The sequence below is a fragment of the Halobacillus sp. KGW1 genome (genome assembly GCF_001592845.1).
In the GTDB taxonomy this organism is placed as follows: domain Bacteria; phylum Bacillota; class Bacilli; order Bacillales; family Halobacillaceae; genus Halobacillus.
In genome coordinates this window covers 480,129-505,389 of the sequence record NZ_LSOC01000002.1, presented here as the reverse complement: position 1 = coordinate 505,389, position 25,261 = coordinate 480,129, and the positions used below count along the sequence as shown (strand labels likewise).

The window sequence follows — 25,261 nt, the reverse complement described above, 5'->3', positions numbered from 1 at the left end:
TGCCATTTATGTACGATACCTTTTTTCTTTACCCTCTGCAACATTCCTTCAAACAGGGCCGTCAGGATGTGGTACGATGGAAAAAAAGGAAAGAACGGAGGATGCGGGCATGGCAGATACGGATAAAGCACTGCATATACAAGGACGGCTCGTACGTTTGAGAAGCATCGAGGATACGGATATTCCCGTCCTTTATGACTTGATTTATCAAGGATTCGAGCCGGAGTGGAAGAAGTGGGACGCTCCTTACTACCCGTTGGAGCCGCACACGTTGGAAAGCTACCGCAGCCACGAGCACGCAAGAAAAGCAAGGCTGAAGAATGGAGAACCGGACTCTCGATTAATTATAGAAGTCGAAGGCCGAATCATCGGTACCGTCACCTATTACTGGGAACACAAGCCTTCCCTCTGGCTCGAAGTCGGTATCGGCATCTATGACCCGCACTACTGGAACGGCGGTTACGGTTCCGAGGCTTTGGAATTGTGGATCGATCACTTGTTCCGTCATCTCCCGCTCGCACGGGTCGGGCTCACGACATGGTCAAGAAACGAACGGATGATGCGGGTCGGCGAGAAATTGGGAATGAAAGTCGAAGGCAGAATGCGTAAGTGCCGAATTTATGAAGGCGCCTACTACGATTCGATTCGGATGGGAATCCTGAGGGAAGAATGGAATAGACGGATGGTTCTATAGAATCAAGACAGGATCATCTATCTTTTACAATCATCGAAAACAACGATTTTCTTCTGAATAAAAAGAGGACTCCACGAATTGCGGGGTCCTCTTTTTACTGAATTCTTATTTAAATAGACTCATGGAGGAAGGTGGATAACAGCCGGGAATCGGCTTTTGCCTTTATTTCATAATCTTTTTTTGTATAAACGATTCCCTCCATTAAGAGCCTCGCCGTCCTTCCGATTTTCACCCGGACATCCGGATCTTCGGTAATATATGCTTCCAGAACGCCTCCAGGATGTCCGATCCGAAGGGAATCCTGCGACCGGATTGCCAGATCAGAGAGCACGGTACCGGTCAATCTGCTTGCAACAGAGAGGCAGACGGCCCCTGTAATAGCCAGGGCCTTGTGCGGCTTCTGCATTGACATCATTCTAACAAGCACGTCAACGTACTCTTTCTCATGAGTAATTCCCTGGATATCCGTGTACTTAGAAGTCTCGGCTACAATAGTCAATTTCGGTACAGCAGGTGATTGGTCAGAAGCATCCTCCTTCGCTGAGAACCCACAAAGCTCAGCTGCTATCGAACGGACTTCCTCCAACCTCTTTAATGTTTCACTGGAAAAATCATCCGGTAGTTCATCTCCTGCGAGACCGACGTGAGCAGCATTTACCATCACGAGCGGATTGGCCACATCCACAATGGAAATAGGAATGGTACCATAAGAGCACGCAACGTAATCTTTAGGCTTTCCGGAAGGAAAAATTCTCCCAGTAACGGCCCCTTCCGGTTTCTCGAAGGAAAGAAAAATCGGCGATCCACTTCCAGGGACGCCCGGAATCTCGTAGCTTCCCTCCGTCTTGACTTTATCGCCTTCGACTTCCACCTCCGCACTTATCAGCTTCTTCGTATTTGTGTTCCATATTTGAACCGACGTAACCGGCTCAAGGACATCCACCATCCCTTTACTGATTGCATATGGTCCGACAGCGGATGAGATATTGCCACAATTCCCATTAAAATCTACGACTTGTTTGTCAAGACTGACTTGCGCGAACGTATAGTCTACGTGATGGAACGGATGGGTGCTTTTACTGATGATCGCCACTTTACTTGTAAGAGAATTTGCCCCTCCCAATCCATCGATTTGATTGGGATCGGGGCTCCCCATGATATCGAGGAGAAACGGCTCCCACTCTTCTCGATCGGCAGGCATGTGATCCTTCAAAATAAATACACCTTTGCTCGTTCCCCCTCGCATAAGAGTCACCGGAACTTTATACATACGCTATCCTCTCCTCCAGGAATACTATTGTGATCAGGTTGGTTCTAGCGTACAATGGAAGTCACCATAAGAAAAATCACGAATTTCGATCTTATCAGATAAAAATATTTTATAACAGGAGGCTCGACATGGATCAAAAAGACTGGGACATCCTGCGTGCTGTAGATGAACGAAAAAGCTTGACCAAAGCAGCCGAAGCGCTGTTCATATCTCAACCAGCCTTGAGTTACCGTTTAAAACAGCTGGAGGATACCTTTCAAGCAAAACTCTTCTTCCGCACGAAGACAGGCATTGCATTCACCTCGGAAGGAGAACACCTCGTCGCCTATGCAAAAAGACAGCTCCAAGAGCTGCAGACCTTGTCCGATGAACTGATGAACATTGGTAAAGAGGTGCGGGGCACGTTAAGAATCGGTGTTTCCAGTAACTTCGCCCAATATAAACTCCCTGCTCTTTTAAAGAAATTTTCGGAGCAATACCCGAACATTCAATTCGACGTTCAAACAGGATGGAGTGTTGAAATTAAGAATTTGTTGAGCCGGTCCCATATCCACCTCGGCATTTTGAGAGGAGATTATGATTGGGAAGGCGAAAAACAGCTGCTCATTAAGGAACAGCTCCATATCATTTCCAAAGACGCAGTCGCTGTGGAGGATTTACCGAGCCTCCCGTTTATTAACTACAAGACAGATAATTCCCTGCAGTCGCTCATTACGAAGTGGTGGAACAATCATTTTTCCCAGTCCCCGTACTCTCCAATGGAAGTGGATCGTCAGGAAACGAGTAAAGAAATGGTCAAGCACGGCCTCGGGTTTGCGGTAGTACCGGAAATCTGTCTCCGTCCATCCGATCAGCTGTACACAGAAGGGCTTCATTATAAGAACGGGGAACCTGTCATGCGGGATACATGGTTAATGTACAGGCCGGACTACTTGAAGCTTCACATTGTCAAAGCCTTCATCGACTTCCTCATGAGCCAGCAAAAAGTTAAATTATAAAAAAAATTTATTTAACCTCATAATTTTTCGCTATTTTACTTATGTCCTGTTTTTTTATAACCTTATGCCAACCACATAAAAAGGAGGACGAACAGTGAATAAAATGTATGCGCTTACTTTTATATGCATATGCGCCTTATGCTTAACCGGATGCTCTTCTCTCACGCTCGGTCAGTCCCAGCTATCAACTTCGGATAAGGAAGGCATCGGAACAGATCTTTTGACGATGGTAGTTCCCTATAACTCCGGAGGCGGCACAGATGTCTTCGGAAGATATATGTCGAACCCACTTGCTTCTCATATAGAATCGAAGCCGAGTATCCAGGTGGAGAACATCCCCGGTGGAGGAAGCATCACAGGCGCCAACGAATACATCACTTCCTATGACAGAGACGGGAGCAACCTCATCACGACAAGTGCCTCCACACACATCCCGCTTCTTCTGGGTCAATCATCTGTAAAATACAACTTCGAAGATTTAAACCCCATCATCGGCGCTCCTACCGGGGCTGTCGTCTATGTATCCGACTCCCTTGGAATAGAGAGCGCATCAGATCTGAATGAACTGGATGAGAAGCTTTACTTTGCAGGCATGTCACCGACGGGGCTCGACCTCACTACCTTGATTTCCTTTGAGGTATTGGGAATGGATGCGAAGGCTGTCCTCGGGTATGAAGGAAGAGGACCTGCCAGAGTGGCATTCGAGCAAGGGGAAAGCAATATCGATTTTCAGACGACCACCGCTTATAAGAGGAATATAGAACCAAGAGTGGAAGAAGGAAGTGCTGTACCACTCTACAGCCTTGGACAGATTGATGAAAAAGGCAACGTCGTACGCGACCCGCAGTTTCCTGATCTCCCTACTGTGAAGGAAGCCTATGAAGATCTATATGGAAAGGAACCGTCCGGGGAAGACTGGAACGCCTACAAACACTTCCTGAATGCGACTTACACGCTACAGAAAGTCATCTGGGTCCACGAGGATGCCCCCGAATCTACCAAAAAAGAACTGGAAGAAGCGGCGGATCGTTTGAAATCTGATGAAGATTTCCTGAAGGAGTCAGCGGAAATTCTTGAAGACTACGAGCTATATACAAATGAAGAATTGAAACAACGAATTACCAGTTTAGAAGAAAACACTACTCCGGAAATGATCGACTGGATCTATGACTTCCTACTGCACGAACACGGAGTTGATGTGAAAAAATTATGAAGAGATGAGGTGTCCATATGTTGGAAAGTGCAGTGTCAGCTTTGCATATTGTCCTTGACCCTTCCCGTATGCTGTTTATGGTTCTCGGAATTGGTCTCGGTATTGTTGTAGGATTGCTTCCGGGGCTCGGAGGTACCGTCGGGATGTCCCTTCTCCTTCCGTTTATATTCGGAATGGACCCTTACATCGGCATGGCGTTACTAATCGGAATGGTCGCTGTTGTCCACACCGGGGACACCTTCCCTTCGGTCCTGCTCGGTATACCTGGTTCATCGGGATCTCAGGCAACCATCATGGACGGATATCCCCTCGCGAAAAAAGGCCAGGCAGCACGTGCCATGGGGGCAGCTTTGTTCTGTTCGATGATCGGAGGCGTCATCGGAGGAATTGCCCTTTACGCCGCTATCCCTTTTGCTACTCCTCTCATCACGAGCTTTTCTTCCCCGGAACTGTTTATGCTGACCATGCTTGGTTTAAGCATGGCCGGCCTTCTGGCTGGCGATTCTCCAGCTAAGGGAGCGATGTCCGGTCTTCTCGGACTTTTAATAGGCTCTGTCGGCAGCGCCCCGGCCATCACAGAATACCGCTATACTTTCGATTTTCTATATTTATCAAACGGACTCTCTCTTCCAGTTGTTGCGCTTGCCATTTTTGCATTCCCCATCCTCATCACTATGCTGACGGATAAAGGCAGCGTATCAGATACCGGCAAATTACAAGGCGGCGTGTTGGAAGGGGTAAAGGATGGCCTCCGCAATAAGTTCCTTATCTTTCGGAGTGCCGTCCTCGGGAGCCTCATCGGCTTCATTCCCGGACTCGGCGGGAGCGTCGTCGATTGGCTCGCTTATGGAGCCGGGAAGAAAACCGTGAAGAACAATAATTTTGGGGAAGGAGATATCAGGGGAGTCATCGCTCCGGAGAGTGCTAACAACGCCAAAGAAGGAGGCTCTCTCATCCCTACCCTTCTCTTCGGCATCCCAGGAAGCGGAACGACAGCCATTTTACTTGGAGGATTGATTCTAATGGGGTTGGAGGCAGGTCCGAGAATGTTGACAAACGACCTCCCCGTCACGCTTTCCATTGTATGGACACTTGTTATTGCAAATATTGTCGGTGCGCTGATGTGTATGGTACTCATCCGTCCCATTGCAAAAATCAGTCTTATTCCGGGTGAAAAGCTGGTTCCTTTCCTGGTCATTCTATTATTAATCGGGGCCTATCAAAGCAACTTCGCATGGGGAGATATCGTGACCTTCCTTGTCATTGGACTGCTCGGATATGTCATGACAATCCTCGACTGGCCGCGGCCGCCGCTTTTGATCGGCTTCGTCCTGGCCATTTCCGCAGAAAGGTACTACTGGATTTCCATTGAACGTTATGGATGGGAATGGATCAGCAACCCGATCGTCATCGCACTGGCGGTCCTGATCGTCGTATTACTTACAGGCGGTTCTGTAATGAAAAGAATCAGCGGCCGCATTCAGAAAGAAGGTGTGTAAGCATGGATAAACAAAAGTTGAATATCGCTTTTACTATTTTCTTATTCGCATTATTTACCTGGGCTGCCATCACAGCACTCTCTTTCTCAAGGCTTGCTCAGTTTTTTCCCATTTACGTATCAACAGCGGGAAGCATCGTCACCGGACTGTACCTCTGCTCTGAAATCATCAAATATGTAAAGCAGAAAGATAAGAAGCATCAGAAAGTTCTTATTGTCCAGCCGCTTATTTATCTCGCCTGGATTGTAGGATATGTAATACTGATTTACATCATCGGAGTGCTGGCAGCTTCCGCGGTCTTCCTGATGACTTTTCTAGTAAAGGAATCCCGATTCACCATCGGCAAGGCGGCGTACTCAACGGGGATTACAATCGTTGCCTTGATCGTTCTCAGTAGTTTCATGAAAATTGCCTGGCCGGAAAGCCTGCTTGGTTTATAACAGAGTGCTCCTTTTGGTCCAGGACGCATCAGAAATGTACTATGCTTCCCGGAGCCTTCTCTCCCTGTAATCCGATAAAAAAACGCGGCCCTTTTATAGAAGGACCGCGCTTTTTTTTATCCGAAATACGTATTCAAAGGTGGAACAATCTGCTTCTTACGGCTGACGACACCAGGAAGGACGGCTTGATTACCGTCAAGCGTTACGTCAAATGCTTTCGCTACCGCGTCTGTCGCTTCGCCTACTGCTACGACGGTGGAGTCACTTTCAAGGATGTCTGTAACAACAAGGACGAAGAGATCAAGCCCTTTATCCGCTGTTACTTTTTCAATCGCCTGCTCCAGTTCACCTTTACGGGAAAGCACATCGTTCGTGTCAACCGTATTCACCTGAGCAATCTCTACTTTCTTATCACCCATAGAGAATTCCTTCGCATCAAGAGAAATCAACTGCTCTGCTGTTTTGTCGCTGATGTCAGCTCCGGCTTTCAGCATTTGAAGGCCGTATTCTTCCGCATCGACACCTGCGATGGCAGCAAGCTCTTCCGCCGCTTTACGGTCTTCCTCTGTGCATGTCGGGGATTTAAACAAGAGAGAGTCGGAAATGATCGCAGAAAGCATCAGTCCGGCCATTTGTTTCGGCACTTCTTTTCCGTGCTCTTTATAAAGCTTGTTCAAGATCGTTGCCGTACATCCGACAGGCTCTGCACGATAATAAAGAGGGCCTTTCGTCTCGAAGTTCGCGATTCTGTGGTGGTCGATCACTTCAAGCACCTGGACATCATCAATATCGTCGGCACTCTGCTGGCGTTCGTTGTGATCGACAAGAATAACCTGTTCCACTTCGTCGGATACACGTTCTACGAAACGAGGCGCCTCCACATTGAATTGTTCAAGGGCAAACTGTGTCTCTCCCCCTACTTCACCGAGGCGGACGGCTTCCGCGTCTTCCCCAATCGTCTTTTTCAGATCCGCATACACAAGTGCAGAACAGATCGTGTCCGTATCCGGGTTCTTGTGACCGAAAACTAGAGTTTTAGCCAAAATAATCTTCCTTTCTATAATCGAAGTATGTAAGCATTACGTCTTTTCGATTATAAAATAGAATACCGGAAGAGTCCAACTTCTCCTATAGGAAAAATGATTACCGGCGCTCCTTCAGAAAACATGCCGCAGCGGCATATCCGGCCACCATTTGGACGACAGGACTCGCAGACGGATTGGTAACAAGGACTCCGGGAAGCAGCGCAGGCAGAGGAAGCACGAAAGGAACTAATAGAAAATAGAGGCAAAGAGTGATCACCCCCACCCCTTTCCTATTCCACCTCCATAAGACGTCTTTCTTCCTCCATTGTGTTATTTTTTCAAATTTCAACAGAAAACCGGCAGGAATATAAGCCGTTTGACCGAAGATTATATAAGGGTAAACAATAAACGACTCTGCCGCCAGCGTCTGAAGCTTCGATTGTATAAAAGAAACCAGCCATAAATAAAAGAAGAAAACAGCTGCTTTCCAAATGATTGCCTGATACCTTCCCATTATCCATCTCCTCCTTTTCTATCACTCTATGAATCCGTTCCAATAAAAATCGCTGAAAAGACGTTTACGACAAAAAATTAAGGGAATTGTCAAAAAGATGTTTGAGATTTCACGACATTATGTGTTAGAATTCCTTACATAGACATTTTGAGGTTCTTATCCGATGCATGATCAGGGATGGAAGACTCATAAAAAAAGATAAAGAGAGGGTATTGTATGACTTACACAAAAGAACAGATCAAGCAGGAAGTCAAAGAGAATAACGTAGAATTCATCCTACTAGAGTTCACAGACATGCTAGGGGATACTAAGAACGTAGAACTGCCGATAGATGAATTGGACATGGTGCTGAACAACGAAGCGATGTTCGACAGTTCTTCCATCTCCGGTTTCTCTGCAATCCAAGAAAGTGACATGTATCTTGTACCAGATTTGGATACGTTCCTACTACTTCCATCTATGGTCGATGAAGATCGCAGCGCGCGCTTCATTTGTGACATCTACAAGCCGGACGGCACTCCATTCGAAGGAGACCCTCGCTACATCCTGAAACGTGCTATGAAAGAAGCAGCGGATTTAGGCTATACCGTTAACGTCGGTCCTGAACCGGAATTCTTCCTGTTCAAACTGAACGATGAAGGTTATCCGATTCGTAAGATGAACGACCGCGCCGGATACTTCGATGCTTCTCCTAAAGATAAAGGAGACAAGGTACGCCGTGATATCGTACGCACCCTTAAGAAGTACGGTTTCGAGATGGAAGCTTCCCACCACGAAGTAGCGATGGGACAGCACGAAATCAACTTCCGTTTCGATAACATGCTGAAAGCAGCAGACAACATCCAAACCTTTAAGAACGTTGTAAAGGATATTGCAACAAACCATAACTACCACGCGACATTCATGCCGAAACCGATCGCAGGCGAGAACGGCTCCGGAATGCACTGCCACCTGTCCTTGTTCCGTGATGGAGACAGCGCGTTCTACGATGAAGATGCGAAAGACGGCGTGTCTAAGACGATGAAACAGTTCATCGCAGGAATTCTGCATCACGCAAGCGGAATTGCAGCAATTACGAACCCGAACGTGAACTCCTACAAGCGTCTCGTTCCTGGTTATGAAGCTCCTGTAAGTGTAGCTTGGTCCCACTCCAACCGTAGTTGTATGGTCCGCGTACCAACAACACGTGGTAAAGGAACGCGTTTCGAAGTCCGCAACCCGGATCCGACGGCTAACCCTTACTTGACGCTTGCTGTATTGATCCAGGCAGGTCTTGAAGGTATCCGTAAGGAAATGGACGCAGGCGACGCAGAAACTCGTAACCTTTACGAAGTGACGGATGACAGCGTGCCTACTCTTCCTACGAATTTGAAAGAAGCTATCTCTGCTTTGAAGAAAGATGAAATCCTTCTGAACGCACTTGGCGATCACACATCCCAAGCTTATATCGAAGAGAAGGAAAAAGAATGGACAGAATACTCCCTGCAGGTCAGCCAGTGGGAAGTAGACATGTATATGAATAGATAACACCAAAAAGAAGCAGCCTTTTGTAAGGCTGCTTCTTTTTATTTTATCGGGAAATATAAGCAAGCAAGAAATGGATAGTATTTCATGATACAAGAACAGCTTCTTTTTCGTGTAAACAAAAAGCCGCCGCCGATGCGGGGCTGTTCCACCTGCTTTATTTACCTATTTCTCTTCGATACCGCAACGAAATATAGGACTTTTCTGAAGGAAGCTTATGAGACGGCCGCTCCCCTTTGTAAACAAAGCCGGATTTCTCATAAAAGGGAATGCCCATCTCGTTCCCTTTCGTTACAGAGACCCATTGCTCCGATGCACCACGAGCAATATGATCCTCGGTGATAGCTTCAAGCAGTCTGCCTCCGATGCCTTCCCTCTTTCTCTCAGGATCAAGGTAGAGCACAAAGAGTTCTGCCGTTTCAGATCCGGTCATTCCTCCCCCGCCGGCACCGACGACAGTCCCTTCCTCATCGACAGCCACAAACCACCCGTTCCATTCATCGGAAATATCACGAACTTCCCGCGCAATCCGGTCTGCGTTATAAAATTCTTCAATCACCTGCTCAATATCTTCTTTCTCCAGCAACGATTTGTATGTTTCCCGATAGCCAGCTTCACAGACACGAATAATGTCCGCTACATTGGAACCATCCGCTTTCCGTACCTCCACCATATCTACCGAACCGCCCCTTCTTCAACTGCGTACTTTTTTCATTCGGCCTGTCACGACATATGTATTCGTCTTCGAGCGAAAGAACTGCCTCGCCCCATGATAAGTCGTGTACCAAAGATTGTTGATGACCTTAAACTCTCTTTCCTCTACATCGACGAAGATTACCGGATGATAAGAGGTTCCGAAAACTTCATCCTGCAATTCCACAACTCCGACTTCCTTCTGTTCATCCATCCACATCGTTTTCATATTTTTCATTGCGTTCCTACTCCTTCATTTACTACCAAATGTCCAATTTCTTTAGAAGTAATTATTGCAAAATTAAGACAATAAAACAATAGCGATTTGACAAAAAACAACTTCGTTCCACGAAATATAACACCCTGTGCAAACGCTTCAAATCAGTAAAAAAACCCCTTATCCTTCAGAGGATAAGGGGTATGTTTTATCACTTTACAGCGTTCAAACCCTTGTGAAATCAAGGGTGAAGGATTACAGCATGCAATGGTATGCACGAAAAAAAATCGGAGGAAAAACACTCCTTCAATTCCGGAAAAAAACATCAGAAAAAAAGTTAAAAAAATAATTAACAAACTTTTTAAAGCAGCCTGGCAGCGATGAAAAACCGATGTTGTCTGACGTCTAAAGACTTGTTATTACTCATTTCCTTGTGAATAGAGAGCAGCTCTTCTCTATATTTTTCCACTGTGAAATCAGGCACCTGCCAGGGTATGGCTTTCAAATAGTAGATCAGCGCTCCGATATCATAAAACCTCTGAGTCGGATGAGCTTCCCCTGACGCAATCAGTTCCCATTCAGGAGATTGAAAGGGTTTTTCAGCCGTTTGCAGGGACCACCCAGCGTACTCCTCATTAACAGGAACCTCCAGTCGATCGTTTATGCCGGAACAATCCACCCCTCCTACTTGCTGCGTAAGAAATATCCCTCCAGGCTTCAATACACGCTTCACCTCTCCCAGGTCGTAAGAGTCGTGTTGATTCAGTACAAGATCGAAGCTTGCGTTTTCGAAGGGAAGCGTGTCATTCTCGACAGGAACCACCGTCACTCCGTGTGGCTCCAGTCGTTCTTTTGCCAGCGGGTAATTAGGTGCATACCCCTCTGTCGCAGCCATATACAGCGGAAACGGAAGGAGCTTTTCCAAAAACTCGCCTCCTCCGGTCCCCATATCGAGTGCAGCACGTGCGCCATGGAGGAAGTTCCTGGCCATCGATCCATACGACCATGGCAGCAGTCCGCTCTGCATTCTTCCTGCCCCGGTAATGTAAGAGAAATCCCATCCATGGAAAGGCCGGTCTACCTCTTTTAAATAATCATTAAAATTCATCTTTGCGCCTCCTCTATTATTTTGTGGACGATTCTATCCTCCAGGAGGTGCGCGTGCCCGCTGGTATTGTTATGTATCTGGTATTCGGCTGTACATAGATTCATCCCTTTCTATTAATTCGATAATGGATGGTGAGAAACGGAAGACCGAACATTCTCATCGTATGAACAGCACAAAGGACGCCGTTCTCTTCATGGCTCACGCGAAAATGCTCCGTCAGCGGCAGAACGATGGGGCGGCCGCGAACAATAAGGTACGTGCCGGCATCCGATTCCGGGTTCCCCTTTTCACTAGTGAGAACGAGCTCTTCCCTTTCCCTTCTCACCTCCAAGATGCCTGCCATTGCAGAAAACGGAAGCGGTAGAGAGATGTTCATGTACGTCTGCCCTCTGGATGTATGGGAAGCATACAAGGCGATAAACACCTCGGATTCATTGACCTTCCTTATCCAGGCACGAGTATTTTCTCTTCCATCTAATTTATCCGAGACAGAACGGATAGCCCCCGTCATTTCATACGTCTGCCTCGACAGCGGAAGGTTGATCTGCTTTGTCACGGTACTGACGGCCCGGTAGAGAACAGCGAAGGGATAGAACCACCAATGCCAGCAGACACGGGAATATAACCGGTATTTATCGGTCTGCTCGTAAAAGGATACGATCTCCGGATGGACCTCCCCTTCTTCCCGTTCGGATACGTAGATCGAAAAATCGTCGACAAGGCCGCTGCAGGACCTTCCACCTTCCTTCCCTTTCAAAACATGCTCTCCAATCCGCCACCCTCCAGTTATGTTACTGACAGGAAAGCGAGGGACTTGGTACATGGAATCCGGAAAGGCGAGACTCCACCCCCACACTCCCGACAAGCCGAAAGCGACCATATTGATAACGCCGTGAAACATAATCATAAATTCGATGGTCACGACAAACCCATCCATGACTTGACTGAGAGCATAAGCAAGGGAAAAGAGAATCGTCACACCCAGCGAAGTAAAAGAAATCCGACACAACAGTTCCTGCATCCGATTTTTGAACGACGTCCTCCACGCTGTAGCGATAAGTGTATAAATACCAACGATATAAAGAAGGACAGAGGCTACCTCAAGGATAGGAGAAAAGGAAATGCCGAGCGCAAGCAAGATAGGGGCCGCCACGACGGACCATCCCGCGGTATAATAGGAACGCGATTTCCTCCTTCTGCCGAGAAGCCCGAGAAAGGTGAGCAGCATGAATCCCGCATAATGGAAGTGAATACTCGTCAGCCATGTAAGCAGAGGGTAAAAGCCGGTATCTATTTCCGCCACAAAAGCAAAGAACCAAAACCCTCCGATACCGAGATACACATACCCCACATCAAGGAAAAACTCTTCGACATGGGTAAACCCTCGCCGCACCATTCGGCGAACGCCATGAAAAGCGACGAGAATGGTAAAAATAAAATACAAAAGACCAAGAGCTGCATCCCACGGCATGTCCCCCGTCAACCGAAGAATGGCGACCATGACCACCGCGGTACCCGCTCCGTACAAGAGAAGCGGGGATTTCCCCTCTTCCGGCCGCCTGTTTGAAAGGAGGAGAGGGACATAAATCATTTGTGCGGCGGTAAGAATCGAATAGTACCACGGATCTGCGGAAAAGAAGGCGGCTAAAAGAAACAGCAGCGTTGAGACAACCAACCAAGGCTTCATTCCCCCGTCACCTGCCTTCTCCTGCAGTATTTCGCAGTCGGCACGTCTTTACTGAACGAAAACCCCAGGAAAGAAAGCGCGAAAAGAGCCAGATTGAAAGTTAACGGGTTAAATGGCTGTGTCAGCGATTCCGGGGCAGCCGTGACGGCTCCAATTGTCAATAGTGGAAAAGCAGCTGTCTGAGCGGCGAACAACCAGCGCTTCCTTCGGCATAGCAACCAAAGAAGACCGATGACGACTTCGCCAATTCCGATCGCAGACATGACCCGGTGAGCCACGGCTTCTCCAATGGGTAGAACAGATGTCAGCATCGCCAGTTCCTGAGGATGCTGGAAAATCAGTTTTGGTACAAGCCCGTGATAGATCCAAATAAAGCTGAATAGGATGGCGGAAAGCCATGTAACGAAAAAATTTCGATACTGCACTTCCGGCACTGTCCCTTTTTCCAGCCACCTCTTCAGGACATCGAAGCTGAGTGCCGTCGCCCAGCCGATTAAAGGGCGGAAGCAAAACCTGTCGAACAGCCGGCCTGCTGCCCCGAAATTGGTCGTATAATCATAGCGGGTGAGGAACGTCACCCCTCCGTCTTGCCTCGGCACATACTTCCAAAAACCCCGCCCCTCCCGAATGATCGACCGTTTCTGCTCTGTACCGAAATGGAGCGAAGATGTCCGTGCACCATCTCCCCCTTTTCTCGCTGTCACACTCTGCCCCCATCCGGAAATATCGAGCCCGAAGCCTATTCTCGTCTTGTATGTAAATCTCTGAGGAGACCCTTGCGCTTTCGGAAGATAAGTAATAGAAGAAAAGCGCAGATCCCAACGTTCATGAACAGAAGGTTCCTGGCTTGCTTTCCACAGGTCATCCATAGAGGTACGGATTGGTATTTCTACATAGATTGATTTCTTCTTCATCGTCATCACCTCAAGATTGTGAAATATAGCACATACTCATTATTCCAAACTTTGAAAGCGATGACAATATGGAAAGAAGAAAAGATACCTCGTTAAAGGTATCTTTTCAGATTGGTGAGAAACATAAGAGGTTTAAAGAACCGTTTCCTTCACAAATATAATATCGCTGTAACTATATATCTAATTAGGAACGGAAAATTTCAGCGAACGGACGGGAGCATGCCCTCTTCACCCGACATTAATTCTTCACCGTTTATTCGATCCGTGCAGCATGCGGTTCGTCCGATGCGTGCCGTATTTATCTTTCAACTCCAGCCGCTTCAATTCGCGCTTGAGCTTATTATAGCTCTTCAGACGACCTTCCGACAGCTCGCCGGAATCTATCGCCGCCCGCACCGCGCATCCGGGTTCGCTTTCATGTCTGCAGTTGCGGAACTTGCAGCTGTTCCCAAGAGCGTCTACATCGCTGAACGTTTGGTCGAGGTCTGCATCTTCGCCCCACAGCTGCAGTTCACGCATGCCCGGTGTATCGATCAGGTACACTCCACCTGGGATTTCAAAGAGTTCCCGGTGTGTCGTCGTATGACGGCCACGCCCATCCTCTGAACGCACGGACTGGGTGTGCTGAACGGCTTCCCCCATCAGGGCGTTCGTTAACGTAGACTTGCCGACTCCAGAGGACCCAATCAGAGAGACGGTCTCGCCGGGACGGAATGACTGGCGGATTTGCTCTATACCGACACCGTTGAGACTGTCTACGGCATAAACGGGGACACCGGGAGCAACCTGCTCCACTTCTCTCGTCTTTCCGTCCGGATCACTGCATAAATCTTTTTTCGTACAGACGACCACAGGACTTGCCCCGCTTTCATATACCTGCTGGACGTAGCGCTCGATCCGCCTCACGTTGAATTCAAGCGTTAAGGAGGTAACGATGAATACTGTATCCACGTTCGCCGCTATCACCTGTTCGTCGTGCCCTGTTCCCGCTTTCTTTCGCGAAAGAACCGTCTTCCTCTCCAGGACTCTCTGGATGATTCCCCTGCTTCCGTTCTCATACGCCTCAAAAATGACCCAGTCACCGACCGCAGGGTAATCGCTGTCATGAAGAGCGGTATGATGAAAACGTCCTGCCACTTCTGCTCTGACATCCCCGTTTCCAGACGCCAGTGTGTACAGACCGCGTGTATGGCGTACGACTCTCCCTGCATGCTCTTCTTCCTTCACTTGCTCTTGAAAAAATTCATTAAAATCTGTCCGTTCCATTCGATTCCTCCTAAGGTAAGGAGGACGTCAGAAGTGATGTCCTCCTTTTGTATATGGGTGGGTGTAAGTTACGTTAAATGGCTTTGTCGTTTTCATAAAACATCACTCCTGACTTATTTGGTTCCTTTATTATATCAGAAAACGTTGGAATGGAGGCAATTTTCTGATATCATCCACGAGCCACCGCTTTTTTCGCAGAAACAGCCGCAAACGTGATCGTGATTGCACAGGCGATAAGGATGGCGATCACTCCTTTCATCAGATCCCCGAACACCCAGCCGTCAATCATCACCGTCCGCATGCTTTCAAAGACATACGTCGTCGGGTTGATGGCAGCGGCTACCTTCAGCCACTGCGCTTCGATAAGGTCGTACGGTACGAATGTCGTGCTCAGGAAGATGAGCGGAAAGAAGATGAAGGTTCCCGCCTGAGACGCCTGTGCATTCTTCGTTCTTAACGCGACCCCCGCAGAATAGCCGGCGAAAGCAAGCCCCCACCCGATGGCAATCAACAAGACAAACAGCATGCCGAGAAAACCTGTCTTCACCTCAAGCCCCATCAAGAAGGCGATTCCGAAGATTAATACTGTCTGAACAAGAAGCTGGAGCATTCCTGCAATGATCGGTCCGAGCACGATTGCAAGTCTTGAAGCCGGCGTCAGCAGAAGCCTGGAAAAGAAGCCGTTCTCAATATCTTTGACGATCCCCTGTCCCGCACCGCCTGCGCCTCCGATTGCAGCCGAAACGATGGATACAGGAAGAATGAATGCTAAATAATTGGCTCCTTCGAAGGTAGGAAGCTGGGAGATCCCGCTTAACCCTCCGTCATAGACGAGCAGGAAAAAGACAGAAATGATTAAGTTTGGAATGAAAGAGAACGGATTACGGATCGTCGTCTTAATACTGCGTACAGTGAGGAGCCATGTATCTTTCCATACATTATTACCCATGTGCTCTCTCCCCTTCTTCCTTCTGCTCTTTCGTGATCTTCAGGAAGATATCATCCAACGTCGGAGAAGAAAGCTGGATGTCATCCACTGCGATCCCCTCCTGATCGAAGATACGGACGACTTCCAGCAGCTGTTTCGTCCCTTCTTCTACGTATATCAGTAAATTTCCGTCCTTCCTGATGACATCGTTCTGTTCCAACCGGTCATGAAGAAGAGCTTGGGCGGCTTCCTCCTGATTGGAGTCCTTCAACCGAAGAGTAATCAAATCATCCCCGATCTGCTGCTTCAATTCCTTCGGTGTCCCGGTAGCGACGATTTCCCCCTTGTTAATGATGCTGAGCCGGTGAGCCAGATTATCCGCTTCCTCCAAATATTGTGTAGTAAGAAAGATTGTCGTCCCGTTCTCTTCATTTAAACGGCGGAGCTCTTCCCAAATGGCGATCCGGTTCGACGGATCAAGCCCGGTCGTCGGCTCATCCAGAAAAAGAATCTTAGGCTCATTGACAAGCGTCAGTGCCAGGTCAAGGCGCCTGCGCATCCCGCCGGAGTAGTTGCCTACACGACGCTCGGCTGCTTCTTCCAACTGTACAATCTCCAAGAGTTCCCTCGCGCGCTTCTTCCCGTCCTGTTTGCCAAAACCGAAAATATAAGACTGTAGTTCCAAAAGCTCTCTTCCGGTCAAATCAGGATCTACTCCCGTTTCCTGGAGAGCAACGCCGATGTAACGTCTCACCTCTTCCGGTGCACGGATGACATCGTGACCTGCAACCGTAATGTTACCGGAGGATGCATTGATGAGCGTTGTCAATATTTGTACCGTTGTGGATTTACCCGCACCGTTCGGTCCGAGAAATGCAAAAAATTCTCCTTCTTCCACTTGGAAGGAAACGTCTTTCACCGCGGTGACATTTCCCTTCTTGAATGTTTTCGACAGATGCTCTACTTCTATTCTTCCATTCATACCAAACCCCTCCATCCTTCTTCACCTTTTCCTTCATCTTTATCCTTATACCCCGTTCCGCATACATATGAGCCTGGGGGCATTTATTTCGAAGTAAAGGTTTGATGTTTTTATAGAGCGGGTATAAACAACTTCACAACACAAGTTGGAAACCGCAAAACTAGACGGTTTTCGCTCTTGTCCCATACCTCCCACCCATGATAAGATATAAAAACACTTAATTTTCTGACAACATTAATTTACAGGAGGTGACAGTCATGGGATTATTGGAATTATATCCATGGATCGCACCTGTACTCCTACTGGTGAGTATCGCGACCCTGTTCGCGTCCTACTTCAGTTTGAAGTCCAGGAAATATATGATCTTTACAGCACTGGGAATGGTGCAGACTTTTATCAGCCTTAACTTCGCGACGACCGTCGGACCGATCCTCTTCGGTATCGGCCTCATCCAGTTTTACGCTGGTTTGGTGAATATAAAAAGGGTGAAAGCTATGAGACATGAGTAATCATGTTCTTATAGACCTTTCACCCTTTTTTCAATATAGACACATAGATGCCCGATCGTCGGAAAATAGTTGAATTCTTCACCTCTTGGAATGTCACTCTCCGGATGAGGCTCGATATTCCAATAAGCAAGCAGGCTTGCGAATGTTTCTAAAAATTTCCCTTTATTATACTTATATAACTCAGGGACGCAGATGTTTGTAGTCAAGTGCTCGAACGGTTCCTCATACTGAGGTTCGATATACATATGTACATAATGAACCACACTTTTATAAATTGCGACAGTCGTCCGTTCGTCCTGAAAAGACCGCTTTTTTTTCTTCTTTTGATAATCTTTGAAATTGTACACTTCCGCCATCCTATCCGACCTCCCCACATAATAGTATAGTACAATAATTCTTTCAAAAAGGACAATCTCCTGCATGACTGCAATATATTCCTACCCCTGCATGCTTTTATGGTATTCTTAAATCAAGATCCCACGAAAGGGAGAGGAGATCCAAGTATGAGGAAATGGTTGTCGATTCTTTTCCTTCTCCTCCTGATCATTGCAGGCTGCAGCTGGACAGGCAGTGCCGGGGAAAAAGGTTTGGACTCCGCTGCAGGCGGTGACTCGACGGAAGAACAGGAAGAATCAATCAAACTTGATGTGGACGGCACAACTTACATAATAGAGCAGGATAATTTCCCTATTCTTTGGCAGTTCATCCACTCTTCAGGAAACACGGAGGCTGCAATAGAAGGGCTGCATTATCAGGAGGTAACGGAAGACCGTTATCTTATAGATTTTGCATGCCGGGAAGACGTCTGCTCCCATTTATTGATCAGCTTTGAAGACGAAGTATCTTACCTTCTGAGCGATTTAAGCGAACGGGAAAGCATAGAATTATCTCCGGAGGGAGGGTATGCGGCCTTCCTTTTCTCCCGTGACGTCAATGGAGAAAAGAAACACCAGATGACCGTTGTGGATATGGCTTCCCTCAATCCTATGGAGCTGGAAACCGCCGATGAACACTTACTTCCCAGACCGGATCAGTACCAATATGCGATTGATTCTGTTACTTTTATGGAAGAAACGCTCATTCAAATGAAAAGCGAATCCATTCCGGAAGAACCCGGACGCGAAAGCGTAACTTCGCTATGGAAGTACGGAAAGGAATAAGGAGGAACACAAAATGAACGAAACTTTAGAAACGATTTTGAATCATAAATCCATCCGCAAATTCAAAGATATTCCGCTGACCGGCGAGCAGTTGAACACCATTATCGCATCTGCTCAGCAGGCTTCGACTTCCAGCTATATGATGGCATATTCCATCATTGGCGTCACGGATGAAACGAAGAAAGCACAGCTGGCGGAGATCACCGGACAATCGTACGTGAAGGATAACGGACACCTGATGATTTTCTGTGCCGATCTGCACCGCCACACTCTTCATGCGACAGAAGACCAATATGAAGAAATGGTGGAAAACCTGGAGAACAGTGAACACTTCCTTGTGGCAGCGATCGATGCAGCACTGGCCGCTCAGAATGCTGCCATTGCAGCAGAATCGATGGGACTTGGTATTTGTTATATCGGCAGTATTCGAAACCAATTGAATAAAGTAGATGAAATACTTGATCTTCCTAAACACGTACTTCCATTGTTCGGCATGGTATTCGGCACGCCGGATGCTGAACCGGATAAGAAACCCCGACTGCCGAAAGAAGCCGTTTATTTCGAAAATACCTATCAGAAGGATCACAAGGAGAAACTTGCCGCGTTCGATGAAACGATTGCCGCTTATTACGCAGGCAGACAGACGAACAACCGCAGCGATTCGTGGACAGACCAAATGCTGCGCCGTTTCACGAAGCCGATCCGAATGGACGTTACCGGCATCGTGAAGAAGAAGGGCTTTAACAAACAATGAAAATAGAGGAAGTAAGAAAGGTTCTGGATGAGGCAGAACGAGTTGTCGTCTTAACAGGTGCCGGCGTCTCGACGGCAAGCGGCATACCGGATTTTCGTTCTTCTCAAGGGCTGTGGACAGAAGACCATTCCCGAGAGTACTACATGTCCGCTGATTATTTCCACCAGAACCCGCAGGACTTCTGGAACAAATATAAAGAGATCTTCCGGCTTAAACTGCTCCAGGACTACGAGCCTAATGATGTGCATCACTTCCTGAAACAACTGGAAGAGGGCCGTCGTGTTTCCATCATTACGCAAAATGTAGACGGGCTGCATGAACGTGCAGGCAGCACGGACGTGCTGGAATACCACGGGACGCTTGGAAGCTCCAGCTGCACACAATGCGGGAACGCTTACCCGGTTGAATCGATCCGGGAAGCTGTCCTTCCCTCCTGCATCTCCTGCGGAAGTGTGCTTCGACCCGACGTTATGCTGTTCGGTGACCCGATCACGCTTCATGAAGAAGCGGAAGCACGGATTGAACAGGCAGACGTGCTGCTTGTCATGGGAACGTCCCTTACGGTCACCCCTTTTAGTCTGCTTCCGTATACGGCAGCGGGGAATCCCCGCATCACGACGGTCATCATCAACCGGGAAGCAACCGGCCATGATCACCTTTTCGATTATGTCATCCACGGGGACTTAACGGAAGTGCTGCGGGCTTTAAAGAATAAGGGATGATAGAAAGAGAGGCTCAGAGTAGATCCATACTCTGAGCCTTTTTGCTTTCCCGGACAAGCATCCTTCAGGTCGTTTCGTTCTATTTCGATTATACTACACAAATGTAAGGGTTTCCACAGCTATATTAATAGGAAAGAACACGATTTCCTATAAGCTTTGTCACTTTTTGCAGAAAGGCTTCCAGCGACACCGTTTCGGACTCTTTTTGTCCGTAGATCCGTACGTTCAAGGAGTGATTGTCTCTCTCCTCATCTCCTACGACGATGATATACGGTGTTTTACTCATTTGAGCATCCCGCATTCGATAGCCGAGTTTCTCTTCTCTTGCGTCCACCCCTGCTCTTATTCCTGATCTTTTCAAGTGTTCGATGACACGGCCGGCATATGCCTCATGGGCAATAGGCGATACGGGCAGCACTTTCACCTGTTCTGGGGCCAGCCAGACGGGAAATGCTCCGGCGAAATGTTCAATTAAAATGCCAAGGAAGCGGTCAATGGAGCCGAATACGGCGCGGTGCAGAACGACTGGACGGACTTTCGCTCCCGTTTCATCTACATAAGTGAGATCAAATTTCTCGGGCATTTGAAAATCAAGCTGGACGGTTGCACACTGATGGCTTCTCTGCAGCGCATCTTTAATATGAATATCGATCTTCGGTCCATAAAACGCACCGTCGCCTTCATTAATCACGTAATCATTCGGCAGGCGGTCCAATACGGATTTCAATGCTTCCTCCGCTTGGTTCCACATCGCATCCTCCCCCATCGACTTCTCCGGACGAGTGGATAACTCAACAGTATATTCAAACCCGAACGTGCGGTACACCTCGTCGATCAACCGGAGAGCAGAAGCAATTTCATCTTCGACCTGATCCGGTCGGACAAATATATGCGCATCATCCTGACAAAAGGACCGCACCCGGAGAAGCCCATTCAACGCGCCGCTGTATTCATGACGGTGCACCTGCCCGAACTCAGACATGCGGATCGGCAGGTCACGGTACGAATGAAGCTGATTTTTGAAAATCAACATATGGCCCGGGCAGTTCATCGGTTTCATAGCGAACGTCTGATCATCCACTTCCGAGAAGTACATGTTCTCCTTATAATGATGCCAGTGCCCCGACTGCTTCCAAAGGCGCTGATTCATCATAAGAGGCGTCCGGACTTCCTCATAGTCGTGTGCCTCTTGAAGACCGCGCAGAAATCCTTCCAGTTCATTCCTGATTATTTGACCGTTCTTCGTGTAAAAAGGCATGCCGGGAGCTTCTTCCGAAAAGAAGAAAAGATTGAGTTCCTTCCCGAGCTTCCTGTGACTGCGACGCTCTGCCTCTTCCAGAAGGGCTGAGTGTTCGTCAAGCTCTGCCTTTGTCGGGAAAGCTTTACCGTACACCCGCTGCATCATCGGCTTCTCCTTATCCCCCTGCCAATAAGCTCCCGCAACATTCGTAAGCACAAAGGCACCGACCCATTTTGTGGACGGAACATGGGGTCCTCGGCACAAATCGACGAATTCCCCTTGTCGATAAATAGAAATCCCCTCGTCATCCGGCACCCGGTCGATCAGCTGTTCTTTGTATGGATCCCCTGCAAACAAGGCATGCGCCTCCTCTCTCGTCATCGATTCCCTTGTTACCGGGTAATTTTCCTCTATGATTTTTTTCATTTCTTTTTCAATTACAGGAAGATCTTCTTTCGTCAGCATGTGATCCATGTCGATATCGTAAAAGAACCCATTCTCTGTGACCGGTCCAATGCCGAGGTGGACGTCCCCGTAGAGCCGCCTGATCGCTTGGGCAAGCACATGGGCGGCCGTGTGACGCATCATTTTCACGAATGCCTCTGACTTTGAGTCCAGCAGTTCGATGGCTGCATCTTCAACAATTGGACGGCGGTAGTCATACAACTCCCCGTTAACCCTTCCACCGACAGACCGCTTTTTCAGACTCGGGCTGATTGAATCCGCAATTCCTTCAAGCGTGATGCCACTTTCGAATTCCTTCTTTTTTCCGTCTGGAAAAACGATTTCCACGTTTGAGTGCTTCATAACAAATCTCTCCTTTTTTTGTATAAAAAAAACGCACCTCATCCCGATAAAGGGACGAGTGTGCGCTCGTGGTTCCACCCAGTTTCCCGTCTTCGTTGAAGACGGCTCTCTGACAGCTTGTAACGCAGCAATACGGCACGGCATTGGCCTCCGCGCGGCTCGGAGGTGGTAAGGAACAGCCCGGCATCGAGGAAGTTCTCAGCATACCCTTCCCTCTCTGTCGATCGTCAACGGTTCCCTTTTGTCCTCTTCTTCGCTTTTTCCGTAAATAAAAAAACACGCATCCCTCTAAGTAAGGGACGAGTGTTCGACTCGTGGTTCCACCCAAATTCCCGTCACATAAGTAACGGCTTCGGCTGCATTAACGGTGCAGATCCGGCATGGCATTATCCTCCATGCAGCTTCGAGGTGGTAAATGGAGACGGCGCATTCCAGGAAGCTCTCAGCTTGTGCTTCCTTCTCTGTGGACCGCTGTACCCCACCGTTTGTCCTCATCACGGCTGTTGCCTATCGAATTGATATACACTTTATACCAAAAGGAAAATCCAGTCAACCACTTTTTGCAGATTTTTCCGCTTCGAGTCCGAGGACGGCCCCCATGTACTGGGAGGCGGTCGTGAAGCAGATGTACGCACACAGTTCACTGATTTCTGCATCATTGAATACATCCCGTAAGACTTGGAAGAGCGAATCCGGAACCATGCCGCGATAGACGGTGAACACTTCTGCGAACCCCGCAGCGACAGCAGTCCGTTCGTCATACTCGGAAGGATCCGGCTTTCCTTTCGCCTTACAATATTCACAGCCGTTCTTCTGTGCGAGCACCCGCCGTACCTGCTCCTTCAATGCTGCGGACAGTTTTCCCTCCTCCATAAGACAGGTACCTAAGCTGCTCCACGCTTTCATCGCAGCGGGCTGATGTCCTAATAATCGTTCAAATGGTGTCGTTCCTTCTGAAGCAAAATTAATTCTTGGCATTTCCTCTCCCCCCTTGTCATAATCATAAGAGAAATACACGGATCTCACCATTACATAATAGAAGCAATACTGAGGAATACCTTACATTCACAAATGAATTCGAGAGGATGCTATCCAAATGAAAATCGATGACATAGATAAGCAGATTTTAAATGAATTGCAGAAAGACAGCCGCCTTTCCATGAGAAAGCTCGGCGGGCGTATCGGCATGTCCGCGCCGGCTGTCAGTGAGCGGATCAAGCAGATGGAATCGTTCGGCATCATCAAGGGGTACGGGGTACGGATCGATTACGCAAACGCCGGTCTGCCGATCTGCTGCATCATCGAAGTGACGGTCCGTGACGGACAGTACGAACGCTTCCAGAACAGAATCATGAAGCGGAAAGACGTCTCCTCCTGTGAACGAATCGCCGGCCGGGCCTGCTATATGTTGAAGCTCCATGTCAGCGAGCTGATAGAAATAGAAGCGTTCATCAACGAGTTCGCCGATATCGCTCATACCGTGACGAACATCGTATTCTCCCAAGTGGAAACATCTATAAGCCTCTGATCGATAGAAAAAAGAACAGCCGTCATCGGCTGCTCTCTAGCTGTTCCGTCCTTCTTCCGTCAAGCGGTCCAGCTGCTTCATTCGTCTTCGTTCTGCAGTTCGATCTGCTCCGATTCCCCGTCCCAATCAATCGTAAAGACGATGTCGTCGTCAGCTTCGTTCACGGCACAGCCCGAGCAGCCGCCTCCGGAATATTGAAACGCCCCGTCTTCTACTAAGGCTCCTGTTCGGGAAGACTCTCCGGCCGGGGTATCCAAATGATAATCGACCGTGGAAGGAGCTTCCCCATCCCCGATGTAGCGGATCTGCAGGGACGATGTCTGCCTGTCTTCCCCTGTCACCTCCGCCTGGAAGCGGACATCCCAGAAATCACCCGTTCCTTCAAAACGGTGTGTTTCCTGGGAACAGCCGAGGAGAAGAAGAAAAAACGCGAGGATCCCTACTGCTTTTTTCACACGATCCCTCCTCTTTTAACACTATTATAACAAATTATGGAATAATTAACGTTTTATGAGAGGGTATTAGGAAACCCGGCAGCGGATCTCCCTGTCTGTAAAACAGCCGGCACTTGAAATGCGGATGGAAATACAAAGGAAGAAGACCCTTTTATGCAAACGAGCCAAAAGGGTCTTCTTCTTATTGTTCCGTATCCTTGGTCACCAATTTAAGTGGAACCGGAATGTATTCTTCTACTTTCTCTCCCTGCAGGACATCAAGCCCTGCTTCTACAGCAAGGGAGCCGATCTCCTCCGGCTGCTGGGCTACTGTCGCTGACAAATTTCCCTGTTCGATGCTGGAGAGGGCGTCCTCGTTTCCATCAAATCCTACGACAAGCACATCCCTGCCGGAGCTCTTTATTGCTTGGTACGCCCCGAGCGCCATTTCATCGTTGTGAGCAAATACAGCCTTAATATCCGGGTTTCCCTGGATCAGGTTTTCCATGGTATCCAGGCCTTCCGTCCGGTCGAAGTTCGCCGTCTGCTTTGCGACGACGTCCAGCTTCTCATCTGCCACATGGTGGAAGCCGGCACCGCGTTCCCTCGTCGCGGATGCTCCCGGCACGCCTTCAAGTTCTGCTACTGCCGCACCTTCGCCAAGCTGCTCGACGATGTATTCCCCGGCCATCTCGCCGCCCTTTTCGTTATCCGAGCTGACGAGCGTCTCTACGTCCCCTTTTTCAGAAGAGCGATCGAGTGTGATGACAGGGATACCGATGCTGTTCGCAGACTGCACGGCTGTTGAAATAGCCGCAGAATCCGTCGGGTTGATCAAGAGCACATCGACACCCTGCTGGATCAAATCTTCGACGTCACTGATCTGTTTCGCCGCATCGTTCTGTGCATCGACCGTCAACACGTCCATTCCTTCTGCCTCCGCTTTCTTCTCCACACCGTCTTTCATAGATACGAAGAACGGGTTATTTAACGTCGAAACGGACAAACCGATTGTGATATCATCCATATCTATCTTATTTCCAGGCTTTGCCCACTCCGGCGGCTGCAGCGAACAAGCACCGAGAAAGATGAGCGAAAAGCCGATGACTATCATCCATAATTTCTTCATACGATT

At 48.3% G+C, this 25,261-nt stretch carries 27 protein-coding genes; 11 read left to right on the top strand and 16 right to left on the bottom strand.

Annotated features, from left to right (window positions below; all coding sequences use genetic code 11):
- Positions 1–76 precede the first annotated feature (76 nt).
- Positions 77–694, top strand: a complete 618-nt coding sequence (locus AXG56_RS03280; RefSeq protein ID WP_235601459.1) for a GNAT family N-acetyltransferase — start codon at positions 77–79, stop codon at positions 692–694.
- Positions 695–803: 109 nt separating this feature from the next.
- On the opposite strand, the gene AXG56_RS03275 is transcribed toward AXG56_RS03280, so the two are convergent.
- Positions 804–1,964, bottom strand: a complete 1,161-nt coding sequence (locus tag AXG56_RS03275; RefSeq protein ID WP_062513266.1) for a 2-methylaconitate cis-trans isomerase PrpF family protein — start codon at positions 1,962–1,964, stop codon at positions 804–806.
- Between the two features lie 128 nt (positions 1,965–2,092).
- Here AXG56_RS03275 and AXG56_RS03270 point away from each other — a divergent pair, with 128 nt between their 5' ends.
- From AXG56_RS03270 to AXG56_RS03255, 4 genes are all read left to right on the top strand, one after another.
- Entirely contained in the window at positions 2,093–2,962 is an 870-nt protein-coding gene (locus AXG56_RS03270) for a LysR family transcriptional regulator (protein ID WP_008638388.1), read from the top strand.
- Positions 2,963–3,065: 103 nt separating this feature from the next.
- Positions 3,066–4,175: a hypothetical protein gene (locus AXG56_RS03265; RefSeq protein ID WP_235601480.1), complete on the top strand. Its 1,110-nt coding sequence runs from the start codon at positions 3,066–3,068 to the stop codon at positions 4,173–4,175.
- A gap of 17 nt (positions 4,176–4,192) precedes the next feature.
- Positions 4,193–5,674 (top strand): tripartite tricarboxylate transporter permease, encoded by a 1,482-nt coding sequence (locus AXG56_RS03260; protein ID WP_062513261.1) that lies wholly within the window; start codon positions 4,193–4,195, stop codon positions 5,672–5,674.
- 2 nt (positions 5,675–5,676) lie between these two features.
- Entirely contained in the window at positions 5,677–6,114 is a 438-nt protein-coding gene (locus AXG56_RS03255) for a tripartite tricarboxylate transporter TctB family protein (RefSeq protein WP_062513259.1), read from the top strand.
- A gap of 116 nt (positions 6,115–6,230) precedes the next feature.
- Here the strand turns inward: AXG56_RS03255 and AXG56_RS03250 are convergent, their stop codons facing one another.
- Together AXG56_RS03250 and AXG56_RS03245 are read right to left on the bottom strand one after the other, a co-directional pair.
- A complete protein-coding gene (locus AXG56_RS03250) occupies positions 6,231–7,157 on the bottom strand; it encodes a manganese-dependent inorganic pyrophosphatase (RefSeq protein ID WP_008638397.1) in 927 nt (308 codons plus the stop codon).
- A 100-nt stretch (positions 7,158–7,257) separates the two neighbouring features.
- Positions 7,258–7,653 (bottom strand): hypothetical protein, encoded by a 396-nt coding sequence (locus AXG56_RS03245; protein WP_062513256.1) that lies wholly within the window; start codon positions 7,651–7,653, stop codon positions 7,258–7,260.
- 216 nt (positions 7,654–7,869) lie between these two features.
- On the opposite strand from AXG56_RS03245, the gene glnA reads away from it, so the two are divergent.
- The gene (gene glnA / locus AXG56_RS03240; RefSeq protein ID WP_008638400.1) at positions 7,870–9,180 is read left to right on the top strand and encodes a type I glutamate--ammonia ligase; all 1,311 of its coding nucleotides are present in this window, start codon (positions 7,870–7,872) and stop codon (positions 9,178–9,180) included.
- A 154-nt stretch (positions 9,181–9,334) separates the two neighbouring features.
- On the opposite strand, the gene AXG56_RS03235 is transcribed toward glnA, so the two are convergent.
- The 8 genes from AXG56_RS03235 to AXG56_RS03200 all read right to left on the bottom strand — a co-directional run bounded on the left by AXG56_RS03235 (position 9,335) and on the right by AXG56_RS03200 (position 16,972).
- The gene (locus AXG56_RS03235) at positions 9,335–9,850 is read right to left on the bottom strand and encodes a GNAT family N-acetyltransferase (protein WP_026577569.1); all 516 of its coding nucleotides are present in this window, start codon (positions 9,848–9,850) and stop codon (positions 9,335–9,337) included.
- Positions 9,851–9,871: 21 nt separating this feature from the next.
- Positions 9,872–10,108 carry a hypothetical protein gene (locus AXG56_RS03230; protein ID WP_008638404.1) on the bottom strand — a complete coding sequence of 79 codons (237 nt, stop codon included), beginning with the start codon at positions 10,106–10,108 and terminating at the stop codon, positions 9,872–9,874.
- 340 nt (positions 10,109–10,448) lie between these two features.
- Entirely contained in the window at positions 10,449–11,195 is a 747-nt protein-coding gene (locus tag AXG56_RS03225; protein WP_062513254.1) for a class I SAM-dependent methyltransferase, read from the bottom strand.
- A 100-nt stretch (positions 11,196–11,295) separates the two neighbouring features.
- Positions 11,296–12,882: a YndJ family protein gene (locus tag AXG56_RS03220; RefSeq protein ID WP_062513252.1), complete on the bottom strand. Its 1,587-nt coding sequence runs from the start codon at positions 12,880–12,882 to the stop codon at positions 11,296–11,298.
- Entirely contained in the window at positions 12,879–13,796 is a 918-nt protein-coding gene (locus AXG56_RS03215; RefSeq protein ID WP_026577572.1) for a DoxX-like family protein, read from the bottom strand. Before AXG56_RS03215 ends, AXG56_RS03220 begins: the two co-directional genes overlap by 4 nt.
- A 246-nt stretch (positions 13,797–14,042) precedes the next feature.
- Complete coding sequence (rsgA, locus tag AXG56_RS03210; RefSeq protein WP_062513250.1) at positions 14,043–15,062, bottom strand: ribosome small subunit-dependent GTPase A; 1,020 nt, start codon at positions 15,060–15,062, stop codon at positions 14,043–14,045.
- A 169-nt stretch (positions 15,063–15,231) separates the two neighbouring features.
- Positions 15,232–16,011: an ABC transporter permease gene (locus AXG56_RS03205; protein ID WP_008638410.1), complete on the bottom strand. Its 780-nt coding sequence runs from the start codon at positions 16,009–16,011 to the stop codon at positions 15,232–15,234.
- The gene (locus AXG56_RS03200) at positions 16,004–16,972 is read right to left on the bottom strand and encodes an ATP-binding cassette domain-containing protein (protein WP_062513247.1); all 969 of its coding nucleotides are present in this window, start codon (positions 16,970–16,972) and stop codon (positions 16,004–16,006) included. The genes AXG56_RS03205 and AXG56_RS03200 overlap by 8 nt, the downstream gene beginning before the upstream one ends.
- A 257-nt stretch (positions 16,973–17,229) precedes the next feature.
- On the opposite strand from AXG56_RS03200, the gene AXG56_RS03195 reads away from it, so the two are divergent.
- Positions 17,230–17,481 (top strand): hypothetical protein, encoded by a 252-nt coding sequence (locus tag AXG56_RS03195; protein ID WP_008638412.1) that lies wholly within the window; start codon positions 17,230–17,232, stop codon positions 17,479–17,481.
- An 8-nt stretch (positions 17,482–17,489) separates the two neighbouring features.
- Here the strand turns inward: AXG56_RS03195 and AXG56_RS03190 are convergent, their stop codons facing one another.
- Entirely contained in the window at positions 17,490–17,837 is a 348-nt protein-coding gene (locus tag AXG56_RS03190) for a hypothetical protein (RefSeq protein ID WP_062513245.1), read from the bottom strand.
- Positions 17,838–17,984: 147 nt separating this feature from the next.
- Between AXG56_RS03190 and AXG56_RS03185 the strand changes: the two genes are divergently transcribed.
- From AXG56_RS03185 to AXG56_RS03175, 3 genes are read left to right on the top strand one after another with little or no spacing between them, the layout of a single operon-like run.
- Positions 17,985–18,641 carry a hypothetical protein gene (locus AXG56_RS03185; protein ID WP_062513243.1) on the top strand — a complete coding sequence of 219 codons (657 nt, stop codon included), beginning with the start codon at positions 17,985–17,987 and terminating at the stop codon, positions 18,639–18,641.
- A 13-nt stretch (positions 18,642–18,654) separates the two neighbouring features.
- A complete protein-coding gene (gene nfsA, locus AXG56_RS03180; protein ID WP_062513240.1) occupies positions 18,655–19,395 on the top strand; it encodes an oxygen-insensitive NADPH nitroreductase in 741 nt (246 codons plus the stop codon).
- Positions 19,392–20,117, top strand: a complete 726-nt coding sequence (locus AXG56_RS03175; protein ID WP_062513238.1) for an NAD-dependent protein deacylase — start codon at positions 19,392–19,394, stop codon at positions 20,115–20,117. Before nfsA ends, AXG56_RS03175 begins: the two co-directional genes overlap by 4 nt.
- 124 nt (positions 20,118–20,241) lie before the next feature.
- On the opposite strand, the gene thrS is transcribed toward AXG56_RS03175, so the two are convergent.
- Entirely contained in the window at positions 20,242–22,164 is a 1,923-nt protein-coding gene (gene thrS, locus AXG56_RS03170) for a threonine--tRNA ligase (protein WP_062513236.1), read from the bottom strand.
- A 549-nt stretch (positions 22,165–22,713) separates the two neighbouring features.
- Positions 22,714–23,142: a carboxymuconolactone decarboxylase family protein gene (locus tag AXG56_RS03165; protein ID WP_062513234.1), complete on the bottom strand. Its 429-nt coding sequence runs from the start codon at positions 23,140–23,142 to the stop codon at positions 22,714–22,716.
- A 118-nt stretch (positions 23,143–23,260) separates the two neighbouring features.
- Between AXG56_RS03165 and AXG56_RS03160 the strand changes: the two genes are divergently transcribed.
- Positions 23,261–23,692: an Lrp/AsnC family transcriptional regulator gene (locus AXG56_RS03160; protein WP_062513232.1), complete on the top strand. Its 432-nt coding sequence runs from the start codon at positions 23,261–23,263 to the stop codon at positions 23,690–23,692.
- Positions 23,693–23,769: 77 nt separating this feature from the next.
- On the opposite strand, the gene AXG56_RS03155 is transcribed toward AXG56_RS03160, so the two are convergent.
- Both AXG56_RS03155 and rbsB read right to left on the bottom strand, forming a co-directional pair.
- Positions 23,770–24,147, bottom strand: coding sequence for a hypothetical protein (locus AXG56_RS03155; RefSeq protein ID WP_051348868.1), 378 nt, complete (start codon positions 24,145–24,147; stop codon positions 23,770–23,772).
- Positions 24,148–24,328: 181 nt separating this feature from the next.
- On the bottom strand, positions 24,329–25,255 hold the full coding sequence (gene rbsB / locus AXG56_RS03150; RefSeq protein ID WP_062513230.1) for a ribose ABC transporter substrate-binding protein RbsB: 927 nt from the start codon (positions 25,253–25,255) through the stop codon (positions 24,329–24,331).
- Positions 25,256–25,261 lie beyond the last annotated feature (6 nt).